13 protein-coding genes and 1 pseudogene are annotated in these 14,598 nt (G+C 72.1%); 8 read left to right on the top strand and 6 right to left on the bottom strand.

Going from position 1 to position 14,598, the window contains the following annotated elements:
- Positions 1-126 precede the first annotated feature (126 nt).
- The 4 genes and pseudogenes from ACWDR0_RS21490 to ACWDR0_RS21475 form a co-directional block, all read right to left on the bottom strand.
- A pseudogene (locus ACWDR0_RS21490) lies at positions 127-1,434 on the bottom strand (O-antigen ligase family protein); the annotation flags it as partial.
- Between the two features lie 2 nt (positions 1,435-1,436).
- Complete coding sequence (locus tag ACWDR0_RS21485) at positions 1,437-2,915, bottom strand: exopolysaccharide biosynthesis polyprenyl glycosylphosphotransferase (RefSeq protein WP_456353326.1); 1,479 nt, start codon at positions 2,913-2,915, stop codon at positions 1,437-1,439.
- The gene (locus ACWDR0_RS21480; RefSeq protein ID WP_456353325.1) at positions 2,912-4,117 is read right to left on the bottom strand and encodes a glycosyltransferase family 4 protein; all 1,206 of its coding nucleotides are present in this window, start codon (positions 4,115-4,117) and stop codon (positions 2,912-2,914) included. Before ACWDR0_RS21480 ends, ACWDR0_RS21485 begins: the two co-directional genes overlap by 4 nt.
- A 63-nt stretch (positions 4,118-4,180) precedes the next feature.
- Positions 4,181-5,290 carry a DUF3344 domain-containing protein gene (locus ACWDR0_RS21475; RefSeq protein WP_456353324.1) on the bottom strand — a complete coding sequence of 370 codons (1,110 nt, stop codon included), beginning with the start codon at positions 5,288-5,290 and terminating at the stop codon, positions 4,181-4,183.
- A 279-nt stretch (positions 5,291-5,569) separates the two neighbouring features.
- Here ACWDR0_RS21475 and ACWDR0_RS21470 point away from each other — a divergent pair, with 279 nt between their 5' ends.
- Entirely contained in the window at positions 5,570-5,866 is a 297-nt protein-coding gene (locus ACWDR0_RS21470; RefSeq protein WP_456353323.1) for a hypothetical protein, read from the top strand.
- 232 nt (positions 5,867-6,098) lie between these two features.
- Here the strand turns inward: ACWDR0_RS21470 and ACWDR0_RS21465 are convergent, their stop codons facing one another.
- Positions 6,099-6,338: a chaplin gene (locus tag ACWDR0_RS21465; RefSeq protein WP_456353322.1), complete on the bottom strand. Its 240-nt coding sequence runs from the start codon at positions 6,336-6,338 to the stop codon at positions 6,099-6,101.
- 269 nt (positions 6,339-6,607) lie between these two features.
- On the opposite strand from ACWDR0_RS21465, the gene ACWDR0_RS21460 reads away from it, so the two are divergent.
- The 5 genes from ACWDR0_RS21460 to ACWDR0_RS21440 all read left to right on the top strand — a co-directional run bounded on the left by ACWDR0_RS21460 (position 6,608) and on the right by ACWDR0_RS21440 (position 10,404).
- Positions 6,608-7,012 (top strand): rodlin, encoded by a 405-nt coding sequence (locus tag ACWDR0_RS21460; protein ID WP_456353321.1) that lies wholly within the window; start codon positions 6,608-6,610, stop codon positions 7,010-7,012.
- Between the two features lie 537 nt (positions 7,013-7,549).
- Positions 7,550-7,960 (top strand): rodlin, encoded by a 411-nt coding sequence (locus ACWDR0_RS21455; protein ID WP_456353320.1) that lies wholly within the window; start codon positions 7,550-7,552, stop codon positions 7,958-7,960.
- 250 nt (positions 7,961-8,210) lie between these two features.
- Entirely contained in the window at positions 8,211-8,444 is a 234-nt protein-coding gene (locus ACWDR0_RS21450; RefSeq protein WP_456353319.1) for a chaplin, read from the top strand.
- Between the two features lie 237 nt (positions 8,445-8,681).
- Positions 8,682-9,893: a pyridoxal phosphate-dependent aminotransferase gene (locus ACWDR0_RS21445; protein WP_456353318.1), complete on the top strand. Its 1,212-nt coding sequence runs from the start codon at positions 8,682-8,684 to the stop codon at positions 9,891-9,893.
- Positions 9,894-10,020: 127 nt separating this feature from the next.
- A complete protein-coding gene (locus ACWDR0_RS21440) occupies positions 10,021-10,404 on the top strand; it encodes an SCO4983 family protein (protein ID WP_456353317.1) in 384 nt (127 codons plus the stop codon).
- 240 nt (positions 10,405-10,644) lie between these two features.
- Here the strand turns inward: ACWDR0_RS21440 and ACWDR0_RS21435 are convergent, their stop codons facing one another.
- Positions 10,645-12,504, bottom strand: a complete 1,860-nt coding sequence (locus tag ACWDR0_RS21435; protein ID WP_456353373.1) for a phosphoenolpyruvate carboxykinase (GTP) — start codon at positions 12,502-12,504, stop codon at positions 10,645-10,647.
- Between the two features lie 260 nt (positions 12,505-12,764).
- Between ACWDR0_RS21435 and trhA the strand changes: the two genes are divergently transcribed.
- The gene (trhA, locus tag ACWDR0_RS21430) at positions 12,765-13,457 is read left to right on the top strand and encodes a PAQR family membrane homeostasis protein TrhA (protein WP_456353316.1); all 693 of its coding nucleotides are present in this window, start codon (positions 12,765-12,767) and stop codon (positions 13,455-13,457) included.
- 189 nt (positions 13,458-13,646) lie between these two features.
- Positions 13,647-14,336 (top strand): TetR/AcrR family transcriptional regulator, encoded by a 690-nt coding sequence (locus ACWDR0_RS21425; protein WP_456353315.1) that lies wholly within the window; start codon positions 13,647-13,649, stop codon positions 14,334-14,336.
- The last annotated feature ends 262 nt before the right edge of the window (positions 14,337-14,598 follow it).

Here is a 14,598-nt window from a genome sequence, read left to right as displayed (position 1 = left end):
CGTCCCGCCACGGCCGCCCGCTCCCGCCCGGGCCCGCGCCGCAGTACCCGCTCCCGTACCCCGGCCCCCAGGGACCCGGCCGGACCGTGCCGACGGCACGGACCGCGGCTCCGGCTCGCCCAGCGGAGCCAGTGCCCAACGGGCCGCGAGGCCGAACACCACCCCGGTCAGTACGGTCGACGGGCCGCCGATGTCCGCGTAGAGGAAGTCCACCGTCTGCCAGAGCGTCAGCGCCACCGCGGCGAGCCCGCAGTCCAGCGCGCCGCGCCGGGCGATCAGCCGCCGTACGCCGCCGACCAGCAGGGCGGCCCAGCTTCCGGCGAAGGCGACCGCGCCGATCAGCCCCTGTTCGCTGAGGATCAGCAGATACATGTTGTGCGGCGACAGCAGCGGCTGGCGCAGGAACTCCCGGCCCGCGCCCGCGGTGTCGCTCGCGGCCGAGAGGCCGATACCGGCGTGGGAGTCGCGGTGCTCGGGAAAGCCCTTGAGGCCGACACCGGTCACCGGGTGCTCCCGCCACATGCTCCCGGCGGCCGCCCACATGGTGTACCGGTCGGTGACCGAGCGGTCGGGGGCGTCGGTGACCTGGGTGATGCTGCTGATCCTGGCCCCGATCATCGCGGAGCCGACCCCGAAGCCGCCGACCAGCACCACGGTCGCGGCGACCGCGACGGCCAGCACCGCGAGCGCCCTGCGGACCCCGGCGAGAAGCAGCATCGCCAGCGCCGCGACGGCGGTGGCGATCCACGCGCCGCGGCTGAAGGAGAGCCCGAGGGGGACGACGAGGAGTACGGCGGCCCCGGCCGCGGCGGGCCGCAGCGGGACCGGGGCGCCCTTCGGGGTCCGCAGGGCGAGGGCGGCGGAGGCCAGCATCCCGTAGGCGACGACCGTGGCCATGCCCATGACGTCGGTGGGGCCGAAGGTGCCGACCGCCCGGATGTCCTCGCCCATATAGGAGGCGCCGGTGCCGGTGGCGTACTGGTGCACCCCGATCGCGCCCTGGACCAGCGCCAGCACGACCAGCGCGCCGGTGACGGCCCGGAAGTCGCGGGCGTCGCGGACCAGCAGCACCACGGCGGCCGGGACGAGCACGAAGACCTGGAGGTAGCGGACGAAGCCGGGCACCGCGGCCAGCGGGTCGGCGGCGGTGACGGTGGCCACCGCGATGGCGACCGCGGGCGCGCCCACGACGAGCGCCGCGGTACGGCTCAGGGGCCGTTCGCGGGTCCGCAGCACCCGGGCCAGACAGCACAGGACGAGCACCCCGGACGCCAGGTCGGCGGGTCCGAGCCCGCCGCCTCCGGAGGTCCCTTCGGGCAGCGGTACGGCGAGCAGCAGCACCGTCACGACCAGCGGGAGCAGCTCCCACGGGATGGGCCTCGGGACCCGGGCGCCGAACGGGTGCGGCCGTGGCGCGGTCCAGGGCACGGCCATCGTCAGCTGCCTCCGAGCCGGAAGAGGGAGACGGCGGTGCGCGCCATGATGCAGAGGTCCTGCCAGGGCGACCAGGTCTCGATGTAGTGGTTGTCGAAGCGGGCCCGCTCCTCGATGGAGGTGTCGCCGCGCAATCCGTTGACCTGGGCGAGCCCGGTGATACCGACGGGCATCCGGTGGCGGGCCGCGTAGCCGGGATGGGTGTGGCTGAACCGGCCGACGTAGTAGGGGCGTTCGGGCCGCGGCCCGACGAGGCTCATATCGCCGCGGACGACGTTCCACAGCTGGGGCAGTTCGTCGAGGGAGGTGCGGCGCAGCAGGCTGCCGGTGGCGCTCATCCGGTGGTCGTAGGCGATGTTCCAGCGGGTGGCGGACTCGTGGTCGTCGGCGGGGGCGAGGGTGCGGAACTTCAGCAGGGTGAAGGGGCGGCCGTCGAGCCCGACGCGCTCCTGACGGAAGATCACCCCGGGGCCGTCGGAGAGCCGTACGGCGAGGGCGCAGCCGGCCAGGACGGGCGCGGCGGCCAGCAGGGCGAGCCCGGCGAGGGCGGTGTCGATGGTCCGTTTGACGGCGCGGGCGACCGGCCGGTGCAGCCCGCCGTGCAGCGGCTGGACGGCGAAGCCCCAGAGGTGGTCGGCGCTCGCGGCGCGGTACCAGCGGTTGCCGGTGGTGGCGCCGCCGTCGACGAGCCACTGGCGTACGCCGTGTTCGGCGAAGAGCGCGACGAGGGCCGCGGACTCGTGGTCGGCGCCGGGCTGTTCGGTGAAGACGGCATGGCGTACGGCGTTCTGGACGACGGCCCGGCCGACGTCCTCGGCGGTGGTGAGCAGCGGCAGGGCGCAGGGCGGCCCGGCGGGCTCGGTGCCGACCAGGCCGACGGGCCGCATGCCGTAGCCGGGGTGGTCGGCGAGGGCGGCGGTGACCCGCGGGGCCAGCGGTCCGGTGCCGACGACGAGGACGGAGCGGGGGCGGCGGGCGCCGTGCGCGCGGCGGGCGGCGTACAGCAGGGCGCGGGCGGCGGTACAGAGCCCGGTCTGTACGGCGGCGGCGAGCACGAGGACCGCCGGGCCGGCGGCGAGGGCGGGATCGTAGGCGGCGGCCGCCTCGCCGAGCAGCAGCCACTGGAGGAGCGCGAGCCCGGCCAGGGCGGGCAGTTCGGCGAGCGCGGAGGGGGAGAGCCGGGGCCGGTAGAGGCCGCGGCAGGCGTGGACCGCGGGCTGGAGGAGTACGGCGGCGGCGAGCACCGCGGCGGGCCACGGCAGGGGCGGCAGCAGGGCGGCGGTCAGCCCGAGCGCCAGGGCGTCGGCGGTGAGCAGTCCGGCCGCGGGCCCGTACCGGGCGCCGGTGCCGCGCCGGACGGCCCCGCGGGCCGCGCGGTGGCGGTGGCGGGCGGCCCGGCGCGGCGGGTGCAGGGCCGTGAGCGCCGAGGGCGCGGCGACGGCGCGGTGGTGGTGGGGTGCGGGGGCGCTCTCCGTCGTCATCGCCTGGTGCGCTTTCTCGTCTGGTGAGGGGGGCTGGGGGGCGAGCTGAGCAGATCCTGGTAGAGCCCGGAGACGGCGGCGGCCGTCTGCCGTACGTCGCAGGTGGCCCGCGTATGGGTGCGGGCCTCGCGGCCGAGGCGGGCCCGGAGTTCCGGGTCGGCGAGCAGCCGGCCGAGGGCGGCCGCGAGGGCGGCCGGATCGTCCGGGGGGACGAGGCCGTAGGTGTCGTGGCCGGGCGGCAGGCTCTCCCGGGCGCCGCTGACATCGGTGACGACGACCGGCAGTCCGCAGGCCATGGCCTCCAGCGGGGCGAGCGCCATGCCTTCCCAGCGGGACGGGAGGACGACCGCGTCGGCGGCCCGCAGCCAGGGGCGGATGTCGTGGATGGCACCCGCGAACCGGACCCCGGGCGGGGCGAGCCGGGTGAGCGCGGCCCGGTCGGGGCCGTCGCCGACGAGGATCAGACGGGCGTCCGGGACGGCGGCCCGGACCGCGGGCCAGGCGGCGAGGAGCACGTCCTGGCCCTTCTGGCGGCAGAGCCTGCCGACGCAGAGGACGACGGGCGCGCCGTCGGGCACCCCGGTCAGTTCGGGCAGTCCGGCGCGCTCCCGGCCGGGGCCGGGGCCCGGCCCGGGGCCGTGTTCCCGGTGTTCGAAGTGCCCCAGGTCGACGCCGTTGCGGATGACGGCCCAGCGGGCGGCGATCCCGGCGCTCTCGCCCGCGCGCCGCTCGGTCTCGCTGACGCAGAGGGTCCGGGTGGACCAGCGGGTGCCGTACCGCTCCCAGATCCGGGCGAGTTCGGCGGCGCGCCCTTCGACCGCGTCGAACGACCAGGCGTGCGGCTGGAAGACGGTGGGCACCCGGCCGCGGACGGCGAGCCGGGCGACCAGACCGGCCTTGGCGCTGTGGGCGTGCACGAGGTGCGGGCGGCTCCGGCGGATCAGCCGGGCGGCGGTCCACACCTCGCGCAGCAGCTCCGGCCCGGGGGCGCGGCCGGCGTGCCAGGCGTGCACCCGGGCCCCGGCCTCGGCGGCGCGCTCGGCGAGTTCGCCGCCGGGCGGGCAGGCGACCTCGGCCCGCAGTCCCTCGGCGATCTGCGCCCGGACGAGGTCGGTGACCACGCGGGCGACTCCCCCTTCCACCGGCTGCACCAGATGGAAGATCGTCAGTTGACTCTGCTCGGTCCGGTTTCTCTGCGGCACGTGCGGCTCTCTTGGTACGTGGGGTGGATCAGGCTCGGGGCGAGCAGCGCCGCGCGGGGAATTTCAGCGGCGGGTGTCTGCCTGCACGAAGAGAACGCCGAGGGAGTATCCGAGGTTTTCGGTCTCGAAGCGGAAACTCAAACTGGTGACCCCGGACACCAGTGCGGCGCCGATGTCGAAAACGTCGGAGTCGTATCCGAGGGTATTGCTATGGGCAGGTTGTCGGACCAGCGGATTTCCAGGTCCGGTGATGGTCGAGTTCATCAGGTCGTCGGCCGGGTTTCCGGGCCCCTGGAGATCGAATGTCTTTCCGGTGTCCGTACGGATGCGGCCCCGGTCGCCGGTGTTTCCGCGGTCGCCGTCGTATCCGGCGATACCCGCCCGCCCGCCGGCCCCGGCGGGGATCCGCAATCCGGTGAGGGCGATCTCGTACACCGGGGTCTCCTTGCCCAGGTGCTGGAAACCGTCCCAGAGGGCAAGGTGGCGCAGCGGCTCGGCGGGGTCCTCGTAGGCGACGACGAGGGTCCAGCCGCCCCAGGCGCCGGTGGCGGTGTGCCCCATGGCGACGTTGATCTGGGCGACGGTCCAGAGTCCGGAACGGCTCCGCCGGACCAGCGGGGTGATGTCGGCGGAGGCCTGGAAGGCATCGGCGCCGTCCGCGTCGCGGTGGGCCATGCGGGTGTCGGCGAGCACCTCCTTGTACCGGCCGCCGGGTTCGGCGATCAGCACCCGGCCGTTGTCCTTCGGCGGCTTCTGCTCGCCGACCCGCAGGTTGCCGCCCCAGTACAGCCGGGCGTAGGTCACCTCGGCACCGGCCGGGAGATCGAGCCGGGCACGGCTGGAGTTGTACGTGTTGGGGTCGGTGTCCTCGTCGACGTAGAACATCTCGTAGTCGCCGTTGGTACCGCCGCCGCCCTTCTGTACGGCCGCGCAGGGCACGGCACCGGCGGTCTCCGGAGTGCGGCAGGTGATGGCGGCGTTGGCGGTGCGCGTGATCGCGCCGTGCTGGACGGCGTGGAAGCGCTGGGCGAAGGGGAGGCTCGGCGACTCGGGCTGGTCGGACCGCCCGACGGCCCCGGCGCCGCCGCCGGCGAGCCCGAGCAGGGCGGCCGCAGCCAGCAGGAGCGCGGCACCCCGGACTCTCCTGGCGGTGCTGCCCGGCGACTTCGGCATAAGGCGCCTCTCCCACTCGGTCAAAATGATGAGAACAGGAGTGTGCACTTTGACAGATGAACCGCCGGTAATCACGCCGGACGCGCCTTGAGCCACCGCCACGGCAACGCGCGGCGGCCCCTTACTAAACTTTCGGGTGAGTCGGCGCATCTTTTTCGCATGGCGCTCGTTAAGGCGTTTCCGCCGCTGCCGGGCGCCGGGTGATAACCCCCGGGCGGGCCCGTCGTTGTCCACGGTGACGGCGGCGAGGAACGCCGCCGGAGAAAGGGATGCGAAAAGATGAAGTATTCGTCGAGGGTTGCCGCGGTCATCGCAGGTTCGGTCGCCGTGGTCGGTGCGGCGGCGTCCGCCGCGACCGCGGCCCCGTCGGCCATGCCGCCCATGAGCCTGAACGGCGGCCTCACCCAGCTCGTCGAGCAGTCGCCGCTGCTCAACGGCGGCAGCGGCAATGTGGTGAAGGACGTCGCGGACACCGCGATGCAGCTCAACAGCGTCAAGGGGCAGGCGCCCGAGCGCATCCTGCAGACCGCCGCCGGGGCCACCCCGATGCTGGGCGGGATCTCCGTCGGCGGCTGACGGGCCTTCGGACGTACCGGGCGAAGGCGTACGGAAGGGGTGCGGCCACGGTGGCCGCACCCCTTCCGCATGCTCGGGCCCGCGTATCCCCTGCGCCCAGGCGCCCGCATACGCGGCACCCGGCGCTTCCCTGGAACTTACCGGGGCTTACCGGGGCTTACCGGGGCAGCGAAAAGGGTGGTGCCCCCGGCCGGGAGCCGGGGGCACCACCCGTGACGCGCCGTGCGGGGCGTCAGGCGTTGGCGCAGGTGTTGCCGAAGGCCGGGTTCAGCAGCCCGATGACGTTGATCGAGTTCCCGCAGACGTTGACCGGGATGTGCACGGGAACCTGGACCACGTTGCCCGACAGGACACCCGGGGAGTTGGCGGCGGCGCCGTTCGCGTCGCTGCTGGCGAACGCGTTGCCGGCGGCGGCACCCGCGGCGAGTCCGGCGGTGGCGAGCACCACGGCGGCCTTCTTGGCAGTGTTCATGGGATTTAGCACCTTCTGTTCGATGTTCTGCCCTGCGTAAGGGCTCACACAGATCGAAACGGACGACGCCCGGCGGGGACACGGGCGACATGTCGGGGGACCCCCGTTCGGCCCAATGCCCGGCCGGTCCGGACCGCCGAACGGGGCGCCACCGCCCCCCGCGACAAGGGGGTGTGCGCCATTGGGGTGAACCGGGAGAACCAAACTTCGCGGGCCTCTGTTGTCAGGGCGCTCCGCTAGTGGGCATCCACGAGACAGAAGGACGGAACATGCTCAAGAAGGTTATGGCGACCACGGCGGTCGGCCTCTCCGTGGTGGGCGCGGGCGCCGGGCAGGCTATGGCCATCGGCGACCACCAGGGCACCACGTCGGTCAGCGGCAACAACTCGTCGCAGTCCTACGGCAACTCCGAGACCTACGGCGACATGAGCCCCCAGCTCGGCCTCGTCCAGGGCACCCTCAACAAGCCCTGCATCGGTCTGCCGGTCAAGGCCAACGCCGGCTCCCTCGTGGGCGTCCTGGTGCCGGTCGCCGTCCAGGACATCCCGATCCTGTCGGCCCCGCAGAACCAGCAGTGCACCGAGAACTCGACGCAGGCCAAGGGCGACGAGCCGCTGTCGCACCTCCTCAGCAACATCCCGGTCCTCTCGGGCAACGGCGTCGCCAACAGCTAGTCGTCTCCCGGCGACCCGCTGCAGCGGACGACAGGAAGCCCCGGCACCCGCCCGGTGCCGGGGCTTCCCCGTTCCCGCGGCGAACATCGCACCCGCCCCGGACCACGCGAATTCCTCCGCTATTGCAGAATCGATTCCTCGAAAACCCTGCTCCGATTGCCTCATCATTTCGAAGGAATCCACCCGGCGGAAATTCACTCGGCAGACGGGTGAACGAACCTTGGGCAAACGGCGGCGGCGCTGCTTGAATGAGCGCGCGGACCGTGGAATCGGATCCGTTCCGGATGCCTGCCTCCAGCCGGCGGCGCATTGCGTCGTGGGGCAGTCGTGCTTCCAGTTGGCATGGCGCATCCGAGGGCGAGTCACGGTCCGCCGTATCGGAGGACGGGACCGTCCGCGGTCCCTCCTCCGATATTCCGGGCGTCGACCATCCGGCCGCATTACGGCTTTCGGGTGAACGCGCGGAACCAAACGGATCGAGGGCAGTTGATCAGTCTGCTCCACGGTCGATCGTTCATAGCGAAAAGGGAACATCAAGTGATCAAGAAGATTCTGGCCACCGCCGCGGTCACCGCTTCGATGGTGGGCGCCGGCGCCGCGGTGGCCGCTCCGGCCATGGCCATCGGCAACGACAACGGCACCACGTCCTTCAGCGGCAACGGTGCTTCGCAGACCTACGGCAACTCCGCCACGCACGGCGACATGAGCCCGCAGATGGCCCTCATCCAGGGTTCGCTGAACAAGCCCTGCATCGGCCTGCCCGCGAAGGTCAACGCCGGTTCCCTCATCGGTGTCATCCCGATCGCCGTCCAGGACGTGCCGATCCTCTCGGCGCCGCAGAACCAGCAGTGCACCGAGAACTCGACGCAGGCCAAGGGCGACGAGCCGCTGTCGCACATCCTCAGCAACATCCCGATCCTCTCGGGCAACGGCGCCGGCAACAGCTGAGCCGTCCGCCTGTGAAGTGTGCCCCCGAGCGCCCGGCGCCCGGGGGCACACCCCTTTTCCCCGGCATTCCGCCGCATTCCCCCGGCCCGCTTCGCATACGAGTGACTTTTCCCCCGGTCGCTATAGGCGAGGTTTCCTGGCGGGAACCCAGTCGTTACTAGATCTGCGGGGGCGCCATGGAACAGAGAACTGTCGGCGCAGCGCACGAGAGTCGTGCCTGCGTTCAGTGCCGCCGCTGAAAGGATCGAAAATGAAGCACAAGAAGGCCGCTGCCGCCGTTGCGGGCGTTCTGCTGGCGCTGAGCGCGGCCGCCCCGGCCGTCGCGGACTCCAACGCGAACGGCGCCGCCGCCAACTCCCCCGGCGTGCTGTCCGGCAATGTGATCCAGATTCCGGTTCACGTTCCGATCAATGTCTGCGGCAACACCGTCAACATCATTGCGCTGCTGAACCCGACGCTCGGCAACGCCTGCGTGAACGGCTGATCTCTCACTGTTCAGCAGGGCAGGGAAAACGGCCGGTCCGCCGGCCGCCGGACCTGGGGCCCCGGGCTGCTTCACCGCACCCCGGGGCCTTTCCTTTCACGCGCTCCGGACCGGTGGAAACACCGGCGGAACGGTTGCGGCAGCCGGGCGGCGGATCCGTACACCCGGTTACCGCGCAGGGGCGACGTGGGCTAAAACACTCGGCGAGCGGCGACCGGCGGTCGTAAGCTCACGCGTATGCAGGTGATCCAGTCGACGAAGCTCGCCAATGTCTGTTACGAGATCCGCGGTCCGGTCCTTGAGGAGGCGATGCGGCTGGAGGCAGCAGGACACCGCATCCTCAAGCTGAACACCGGCAACCCCGCGGCCTTCGGCTTCGAGTGCCCGCCGGAGATCCTGGAGGACATCCTCCGGAATCTGGGCGGCGCACACGGCTACGGCGACGCGAAGGGGCTGCTCTCGGCGCGGCGCGCGGTGATGCAGCACTACCAGACCAAGGGCATCGACCTCGACGTCGAGGACATCTATCTGGGCAACGGCGTCTCCGAGCTGATCCAGATGTCGATGCAGGCCCTGCTCGACGACGGGGACGAGGTACTGGTCCCGGCGCCGGACTATCCGCTGTGGACGGCCTCCGTCTCCCTGGCGGGCGGCACCGCCGTGCACTACCGCTGCGACGAGCAGTCGGACTGGCTCCCCGACCTGGCCGACCTGGAGCGGAAGATCACCGACCGCACCAAGGCGCTGGTGATCATCAACCCGAACAACCCCACGGGCGCGGTCTACGACGACGAGATGCTGCGCGGGCTGACCGAGATCGCCCGCCGCCACCAGCTGGTCGTCTGCTCGGACGAGATCTACGACAAGATCCTCTACGACGGTGCCACCCACACCCCGACCGCCGCGATCGCCCCGGATCTGCTGACCCTCACCTTCAACGGGCTCTCCAAGAACTACCGGGTGGCGGGGTACCGCTCCGGCTGGCTGGCGGTCTGCGGTCCCAAGCACCACGCCTCCTCGTATATCGAGGGGCTGACCATCCTCGCCAATATGCGGCTCTGCGCGAACATGCCCTCGCAGCACGCCGTGGCCAGCGCGCTCGGCGGCCGGCAGACCATCGAGGACCTGGTCCTGCCGGGCGGGCGGATCCTGGAGCAGCGCGATGTCGCGTACGACCTGCTGACCCGGATCCCCGGGGTGACCTGCGTGAAGCCGAAGGGCGCGCTCTATCTCTTCCCGAAGCTGGACCCGACCGTCTACAAGATCAAGGACGACCGGCAGATGGTGCTCGACCTGCTCAGGGCCGAGAAGATCATGGTGGTCCACGGGACGGGCTTCAACTGGCCGGAGCCGGATCACTTCCGGATCGTGACCCTGCCCGCGGCCCAGGACCTGGCGGACGCGGTGACCCGGATCGGGAACTTCCTGGACGGCTACAGCCAGCACTGACCCGGGCGGACCGGGACCGGACCGGGGCTGGGCCGAGGCCGGACCGGGGCCGGTTCCCGACCGGGACGAACTTTAGACTCAATCCAAGGTAGGATGGTCTCCTGACAGTGAGCAGGAGGCCATCTTCATGTACGAGCCGATCCGCACCAGGTCTGTCCACTCGATGGCCGACACCGCCGGATACCCCCACCGCTCCCGCGAGGAGGAGCTGGACATCCAGCTCGCCGGTCATCTCTCCGCACTGCTGGCGGTCACCGACGAACTCGGTCTGGACACGGCCGCCGACCGGATAGCGGTCCAGGTCGCCCGGCTGCGCGGGGCGCCGCCCGCCCGGCACACGGGGCTGAGCGGGGCCGACCCGGTGGCGCTGCACCGCAGGGCGCACACCCTGGCCGGGCGCGCCCTGGTGGTCGCTGCCTCCCGGGCCGATACGGCGGTGGCGGTTCTGGCCGCCGGGCGGATGGACGCCCATGCCGCCGCGCTCGGCGGTGCCGAACTGGCCGCGGCCTGACCGGCACACCCGGCATACGCAGCACACCAAGAGCGCGAAAACACGTCGTATACGGAAAAACCCGGCCCCCGGCGCCTCGTAATGAGGGGCCGGGGGCCGGGGTCGCGACGGAACGGTAGGACAACTCCACAGGTCAGGGCGGTGTGGTCGGCTGCCCGCCGCGTGCGGGGCCGGACGCGTTCGTGCGCGCCCGGCTCCGGTCTCGGGGGATCGGAGGTCCGGAGGACCGGGATCCCGGGGTCAGCCCAGCCGGGCCACCAGGGCGCGGTACTCGTCCCACAGCTCCTTGGGCGTGTGGTCGCCGAAGGTGTTGAGGTGCTCAGGGACCAGGGCGGCCTCCTCGCGCCAGATCTCCGGGTCCACGCTGAGCAGGAAGGCCAGCTCCTCCTCGGAGAGGTCCAGCCCGTCGGTGTCGAGGGACCCGGGGGCCGGCAGCATCCCGATCGGGGTCTTCACACCCGCGGCCTTGCCGTCGAGGCGCTCCACGATCCACTTCAGCACCCGGCTGTTCTCGCCGAAGCCGGGCCAGACGAACTCGCCGCGGTCGTTCTTGCGGAACCAGTTGACGTAGTAGATCTTCGGCAGCTTCGCCGGGTCGGCACTCCGGCCGACCTTGATCCAGTGGGCCATGTAGTCGCCCATGTTGTAGCCGCAGAACGGCAGCATGGCGAAGGGGTCCCGGCGCAGCTCGCCGACCTTGCCCTCGGCGGCGGCGGTCTTCTCGGAGGCGACGTTGGCGCCCAGGAAGACACCGTGCTGCCAGCTGAAGGACTCGGTGACCAGCGGTACGGCGGAGGCGCGGCGGCCGCCGAACAGGATCGCGGAGATCGGGACGCCCTTCGGGTCCTCCCACTCGGGCGCGACGGTCGGGCACTGGGACGCCGGGACGGTGAAGCGGGCGTTGGGGTGAGCGGCCGGGGCACCGGACGCGGGCGTCCAGTCGTTGCCCTTCCAGTCGGTGAGCCGGTCCGGGGTCTCCTCCGTCATGCCCTCCCACCAGATGTCGTTGTCCTCGGTGAGGGCGACATTGGTGAAGACGGCGTTGCCCCAGAGCGTCTTCATGGCGTTGGCGTTGGTGTGCTCGCCGGTGCCGGGCGCGACGCCGAAGAATCCGGCCTCGGGGTTGATCGCGTAGAGCCTGCCGTCCTCGCCGAACCGCATCCAGGCGATGTCGTCGCCGATGGTCTCCACGGTCCAGCCGGGGATCGTGGGCTCCAGCATGGCGAGGTTGGTCTTGCCGCAGGCGGAGGGGAAGGCGGCCGCGATGTACTTGGGCGACTGGGAGGACTCGCCCTGCGGCGGGGTGAGCTTGAGGATCAGCATGTGCTCGGCGAGCCAGCCCTCGTCGCGGGCCATGACCGAGGCGATCCGCAGGGCGTAGCACTTCTTGCCGAGCAGGGCGTTGCCGCCGTAGCCGGAGCCGTACGACCAGATCTCGCGGGTCTCGGGGAAGTGGGAGATGTACTTGGTGGAGCTGCACGGCCACGGGACGTCGGCCTGGCCCTCGGCGAGCGGGGCGCCGAGGGTGTGGACGGCCTTCACGAAGAAGCCGTCGGAGCCCAGCTCGTCCAGGACGTCCTGGCCCATCCGGGTCATGGTGCGCATGGAGACCGCGACATAGGCGGAGTCGGTGATCTCGACGCCGATGGCGGAGAGCGGGGAGCCCAGCGGGCCCATGCAGAAGGGGACCACGTACATGGTGCGGCCGCGCATGGCACCGCGGAAGATGCCGTCCCGGCCGGCGAAGATCTCCTTCATCTCCGCCGGGGCCTTCCAGTGGTTGGTCGGGCCGGCGTCCGCCTCCTTCTCGGAGCAGATGAACGTACGGTCCTCGACCCGGGCGACATCCGTGGGGTCGGAGGCCGCGTAGTACGAGTTCGGGCGCTTGACGGGGTCGAGCCTGGTGAAGGTGCCCTTGGCGACGAGCTCCTCGCACAGGCGCTCGTACTCCGCTTCGGAACCGTCGCACCAGACGATCCGGTCCGGCTGGGTGATCGACGCGATCTCGTCGACCCAGGCGATCAGGGCCTGGTGGTTGGTGGGGAGAGGGGGGAGGGTGCCGAGGGCCCCGGGGCTGTGGGGGGCGTTCCCGGAGAGCACAGCGTCGCGCGCCACGATCGCTCCTAGTCGAGGGTTTTTCTTGCCTGTCTGCCCCGTGGGGGCTGCGACCCGGACGCAGCTTGCGCTCATCCGGTGCCGACCGCACTCATCTGATGATCCGTGGCCGGTGCCCATATGTCCAGAGGGCGCCTCACGTGAGCATCGCCACGTGTCACGGTCTCCTTGCGGACCGTGCCACCATCGCGGTCACGGTGCGGGTGGACTCTCCGGGTGCCCGGCGGGCTGGCTACCATCCCTTTATGACGCCTGCGACGCCCGACGCCACCTCAGCGACCACCGCGGCCTCGATACCGTCACTACCGGCCAAGCCGAAGCTGCGCGGCTGGCTGCACGCGGGCATGTTCCCGGCGGTGCTGGTGGCCGGACTGGTGCTGACCGCATTCGCGGGTTCGCCCAAGGCCCGGGCCGCCTGCGCCGTCTATGTCCTGAGCGCCTGCCTGCTCTTCGGCGTCAGCGCCCTGTACCACCGGGGCAACTGGGGGCCGCGGGGCGAGGCCGTGCTGCGGCGGCTGGACCACGCCAATATCTTCCTGATCATCGCGGGCACCTATACCCCGCTGACGATGCTGCTGCTCCCCGATTCCACCGCCCGGCCCCTGATGTGGGCGGTCTGGGCGGCGGCGGCGGCCGGGATCGCCTTCCGGGTGTTCTGGGTGGGCGCGCCGCGCTGGCTCTACACGCCCTGCTATATCGCGATGGGCTGGGCCGCGGTCTTCTTCCTGCCGGACTTCCTGCGGACGGGCGGAATCGCGGTACTGGTCCTGGTGATCGTGGGCGGGCTGCTCTACAGCGTGGGCGGGGTGGTGTACGGCATCAAGCGGCCCAATCCGTCACCGCGCTGGTTCGGCTTCCACGAGGTGTTCCACTCCCTGACGCTGGCCGCGTTCGTCGTCCACTACGTGGGCATCTCGCTGGTGGCCTACCAGGCGTAGGGGCTCTCCCGCACGGTGCCTGCCGCCGGACCGGTCCGGCCGTCGCTTGCGGGCGTCGCTTCCGGGCGTCGCTTCGGGGGTCGGGTCGGGTCCGGCCCGGCGCCGGGGTCCCCGGTTCCGCCCGGCGGCCGTCCCCGGCGGGGCCGGACACCATGGCCGCAGTCGGGACGGATGCACCACAATGACCCCATGACAGCCACCGCACGCACCCCGACGGACGCCCGGCCGCTCCCCGGCGCGGAGTCAGCGGAGGCGCGGATCCCGGAGGCACGGCCGGGGATGGGGCTGCGGGAGCGGAAGAAGCTGAAGACCCGGCAGGCGATCCGGGCCGCCACCTACCGGCTGGTCGCCGCGCGGGGCTGGGACGCCACGACGGTGGAGCAGATCGCGGAGCTGGCCGAGGTCTCCCCCTCGACCGTCTTCCGGTACTTCCCCACCAAGGAGGACATCGTCCTCAGCGACGGGTTCGACCCGGCGCCCGCCGAGCAGCTCCGGTCGCGGCCGGCCGGTGAGGATCCGCGGGAGACCCTTCTCGCGGTGTTCCGGGCGGGGATGGCCTCGTTCGCCGACGCCGAGGACGGGGCGCTCCTCCAGCGCACCCGGCTGCTGCTGGAGGTGCCCGCCGTCCGGGCCCGGATGGCGGAGGCCATGGCGGAGACCTCCCGGGTCCTGGTGCACGGCGTCGCCGACCGCAGCGGCCTGCCCCGGGACGACTTCGGGCTGCGGATCTTCGCGGCGGCGGTGCTGGGCGCCCTGCGGGAGACGCTGGTGCTCTGGGCCGGAGAGGGCCGTGAGCGGGATCTGATGGAGCTGGTGGACGAGGCGTTCGCGGTGCTCCGGTCCGGTCCGCGCGGCCGCCCGGCGGGCTCGGCCCCGTAGGCCGTGGCCCCGTAGACCTCGGCCCCGGATTCCCGCCCGGCCCGCGCGACGCCCGGCCCCCCTGCGCCGTACGGTCACGTACGCCGTACCGGCCGCGGACGTACGCCGTACCAGTACAGGACGTACGCCGTACCGGTCCGGGCCCGGGACAGACAGCGGGCCGGGCCCGGTACGTAGGGCGGGCGTACCGGTCCGGTACGGGACGTACGGCGGGCCGGGGCGGGGGGGCGGGGGGTAGCCCGGGGCGGCGCCCCGCACCCCG

It is taken from the genome of Streptomyces sp. NPDC003691, from assembly GCF_053981115.1.
Note: the sequence above shows the minus strand (reverse complement) of the source record. Positions and strands in the feature narration are given on the sequence as shown.

Excerpts from the sequence above, each read along its gene's own strand:
- ACWDR0_RS21485 (WP_456353326.1), bottom strand. The coding sequence starts at position 2,915 with ATGACGACGGAGAGCGCCCCCGCACCCCACCACCACCGCGCCGTCGCC.
- ACWDR0_RS21475 (WP_456353324.1), bottom strand. The coding sequence starts at position 5,290 with ATGCCGAAGTCGCCGGGCAGCACCGCCAGGAGAGTCCGGGGTGCCGCG.
- ACWDR0_RS21470 (WP_456353323.1), top strand. The coding sequence starts at position 5,570 with ATGAAGTATTCGTCGAGGGTTGCCGCGGTCATCGCAGGTTCGGTCGCC.
- ACWDR0_RS21465 (WP_456353322.1), bottom strand. The coding sequence starts at position 6,338 with ATGAACACTGCCAAGAAGGCCGCCGTGGTGCTCGCCACCGCCGGACTC.
- ACWDR0_RS21460 (WP_456353321.1), top strand. The coding sequence starts at position 6,608 with ATGCTCAAGAAGGTTATGGCGACCACGGCGGTCGGCCTCTCCGTGGTG.
- ACWDR0_RS21450 (WP_456353319.1), top strand. The coding sequence starts at position 8,211 with ATGAAGCACAAGAAGGCCGCTGCCGCCGTTGCGGGCGTTCTGCTGGCG.
- ACWDR0_RS21445 (WP_456353318.1), top strand. The coding sequence starts at position 8,682 with ATGCAGGTGATCCAGTCGACGAAGCTCGCCAATGTCTGTTACGAGATC.
- ACWDR0_RS21440 (WP_456353317.1), top strand. The coding sequence starts at position 10,021 with ATGTACGAGCCGATCCGCACCAGGTCTGTCCACTCGATGGCCGACACC.
- trhA (WP_456353316.1), top strand. The coding sequence starts at position 12,765 with ATGACGCCTGCGACGCCCGACGCCACCTCAGCGACCACCGCGGCCTCG.
- ACWDR0_RS21425 (WP_456353315.1), top strand. The coding sequence starts at position 13,647 with ATGACAGCCACCGCACGCACCCCGACGGACGCCCGGCCGCTCCCCGGC.